Raw genomic sequence first — 3,112 nt, 5'->3', positions numbered from 1 at the left:
GGCGGCGCGGGCCGGGGCGTCGGGGCGGGGTGCTGGCTCACCCGGGTGAGGCTACAAGCCGTCCCCGACACCCTCACCCACCTCGTCCACAGCGGCCGGGGTGTCGGCGGGCAGGCTGCGGACGACGGGCTCCACGAGCACCGAGGCGTCCACGCGCCAGTCCCGCTCGAGCCCCGCGTCGCGGGCCTGCCAGACCGCCTCGGCGGCCGCCCGCAGCAGGTCCAGGCCGTCCGGGCCCGCCGCGGCGGCCACCACCGAGGCACCGCCGGCGCCGATGCGCACCGCCGCGTCGCGGCAGCGCACCACGAGCTCGTCCTCCCCGCGCTCGACGACGGGCCCCGGGTGCGCGTCGCGCAGCGAGCGCAGGTCCCGCCCCACCAGGTGCGGGCGCTCAGCGGGTGCCGCGGCGAGCAGCTCGACCACCCCGGTGACGCCCGTCAGCACCAGCAGACCGGTCAGCCCGGCGGTGCGCGCACCCTGCAGGTCGGTGTCCAGCCGGTCGCCGACGACGAGCGCGCGCCGGGCCCCCAGCCGCGCCACCGCCTCGTCGAACAGGGCGCGCTCGGGCTTGCCGCACACCACGTCCGGGTCGCGGCCCGCGGCCCGGGCCACCAGCTGCACGAGCAGCCCGTTGCCGGGGGCGGGCCCACCGGGCGTGGGCACGGTCGAGTCCAGGTTGGTGGCGACCCACCACAGGCCGGAGCGGACGGCGTGGGTCGCCTCGGCCAGCCGCGCCCAGGAGGTGTCCGGGGAGAAGCCCTGCACGACGGCGACGGGTCCGTCCGCCAGCGAGCCCACCGCGGTGAGCCCGGCCGCCTCCAGCGCCTCGGCCAGCCCCGCCCCGCCGATCAGCAGGACGCGCGAGCCCGCGTCCAGCCGCTGCTGCAGGTGCCGGGCCGCCGCCTGCGCGGACGTGACGACGTCACCGTCCTGCGCCGGCACCCCCAGCTCGCGCAGGTGCGCCGCGACGGTCGACGGGGGCCGCGAGGCGTTGTTGGTGATGAAGGCCAGCCGCGCACCGTCGCCGACGGCGCGGGTGAGCGAGTCCGCGGCGTGCGGCACGGCGTGCGGCCCGACGTAGACGACGCCGTCGAGGTCGAGCAGGACCGCGTCGTGCACCTCCAGCAGCGAGGGACCGCCGGCGCTCAAGGTGGTCGGCGGGGTGTCGGTCGCGGTGCTGCTCCGGCTGGTGCTCACGGACTCCCCGGGCTCTGCCGCGCCGCCAGGGTGGCGCGGACCTGTCGCAGACGGTCGGCGTACTCGGGCCGGTCCGGGCGCATGGCGTGCGCCATGGCCAGGTGCTCGGCCGCCAGGCCGAACCGCCCCAGGCGGCTGAGGCTCAGGCCCAGCCCGAAGTGAGCGTAGTCGTCGGCCGGGCGCGCCTGCGCGAGGTGCCGGAAGGACTCGGCGGCCGCGGCCACGTCACCGGCGTCGTACTGGGCCCGGGCCAGCGCCTCGAGGATGCCGGTGGAGGAGGGCTCCTGGGCGTGCGCACGGGCGAGCAGCGTCGCCGCGGCCGCGGCCTCGCCGCCGGCGAGCAGCGCCAGGCCCCGCTGCAACCACTCGTACGGGCCGCCGCGGGGGCGGCCCGGCTCGTGCTCACCGCCGCCCCGGGCGGCCTCGGGGTCGAGTTCGTCGGGCACGGCGGAACCTCCTCGGACGGGCGCGGGTGGACCGCGGCGCTGCACGGTCCGACCGTAGGATGCGACGGGTGGAGCCGGGACGCACGGGGGGGCGAGCCCCCCGGTCGACCTCCACGGCCCTGGAGGCGCCCGCGCCGGGCACGGCCGCGCTGCTGCGGCCCTTCCTGGGCCTGCGCTACCGCGAAGACGTCGTCGGTCCCCTGGACGCGGTCGTGGCACCGCCGCACACCGAGATCGACAGGGCCGAGCGCGAGCAGGCCCTGGCCGCGTCGCCGTACCTGGTGACGCACCTGGAGCGCCCCGAGTACGCCGGAGCGGACGTGAGCGGCGCTCCGGCCGTCGTGCAGTGGCTGAGACGGGGAGCGCTCGTGCAGGACCCGCCGGCGCTGTACGTCCTGCAGCAGGTGCACGGCGGTCGCACGCACCGCTTCCTGGTCGGCGAGCTCCATGTCGGCACCGGTACCGACGACCGGGTCTTCCCCCACGAGGCCACCATCGAAGACGCCGTGGTGTCGCGGGCAGCACGCCTGGAGGCGGTGGGCGTGGACTCCGAGCCGGTCCTCCTCGTGGACGCCGGAGCAGTGCCCGGCGCGGACCCCCGGCACGTCGGCGACGTCCTCGCCGGAGCGGCCGGCGACCCTGGGCGGCTGGGCGACCACGTCGCGCACGCGGACGGCCCCCGCGGCCCGATCGACGTCTGGAGGCTCGAGGAGCCGGAGGTGGTCGCCATCCTGTGCGCGGCCGTGGGCGCACGGCGGTGGATCATCGGGGACGGTCACCACCGCTGGGTCGCCGTGCGGCGCACCGCCGCCCGCTCTCAGCGCTCCGGTGCAGTGCTCGCGGCTCTCCACCTCCCGGGACCCGCACCGCTGGACGTCCTGGCCCTGCACCGACTGGCTCCGCGGTGGGCCGTGCTCCAGCTGCTCACGGCTCCCGGCACGGTGCGGTCTCCAGCCCGACCTGTCGAGCAGGTGGACGAGCTGCTCGCATCGCTGCACGAGCCGGACGCCCTCGTCCTCGACGGTGCGACCGTGGTCGTCCTCAGGACACCCGGCGCCGTGGCGAACGCCGTCGGCACCGCGGCGTGGGTGGATGAGGTACTGGCCCGGGCAGGAGTCCCCGAGCCGGAAGTGCGCTACGAGTCCGACACGCTGCGCGCTGTGGCAGCGGCCACGCAGGGGATGGCAGCGGTCCTGCTGCCGGGTCCCCGGTGGCAGGACATCACAGCGATCATCACCAGCGGTCGCCTCATGGGTCGCAAGGCCACGTCCTACCGCCCCAAGCCGATCGCAGGAGCAGTGCTGCGACTCCGTTGACGACTGACGCTCGGACATCGGGTGCTCTGCAGGACAACACCCCCCGGATACGTGGAAAGGGCCCGCACCCCCCACCAGGGGGCACGGGCCCTGACACCACTCACCCAACAAAAGAGGAGTGGCCGGCGGTGTCCTACTCTCCCACCCAGTCTC

The 3,112-nt window shown here is 76.6% G+C and carries 3 protein-coding genes; 1 reads left to right on the top strand and 2 read right to left on the bottom strand.

What is annotated here, in order from left to right:
- Positions 1-51: 51 nt before the first annotated feature.
- Both GTR00_RS17830 and GTR00_RS17825 read right to left on the bottom strand, forming a co-directional pair.
- Positions 52-1,197, bottom strand: a complete 1,146-nt coding sequence (locus GTR00_RS17830; protein WP_205706098.1) for an HAD-IIA family hydrolase — start codon at positions 1,195-1,197, stop codon at positions 52-54.
- A complete protein-coding gene (locus tag GTR00_RS17825; RefSeq protein WP_166612920.1) occupies positions 1,194-1,643 on the bottom strand; it encodes a tetratricopeptide repeat protein in 450 nt (149 codons plus the stop codon). The genes GTR00_RS17830 and GTR00_RS17825 overlap by 4 nt, the downstream gene beginning before the upstream one ends.
- Before the next feature lie 68 nt (positions 1,644-1,711).
- Here GTR00_RS17825 and GTR00_RS17820 point away from each other — a divergent pair, with 68 nt between their 5' ends.
- Positions 1,712-2,959, top strand: a complete 1,248-nt coding sequence (locus GTR00_RS17820; protein ID WP_166612919.1) for a DUF1015 family protein — start codon at positions 1,712-1,714, stop codon at positions 2,957-2,959.
- The last annotated feature ends 153 nt before the right edge of the window (positions 2,960-3,112 follow it).

The organism is Kineococcus indalonis (assembly GCF_009906395.1).
GTDB lineage: Bacteria > Actinomycetota > Actinomycetes > Actinomycetales > Kineococcaceae > Kineococcus > Kineococcus indalonis.
The sequence above is the reverse complement of the archived record's forward strand: the minus strand, read 5'-3'. Positions and strand labels throughout refer to the sequence as shown.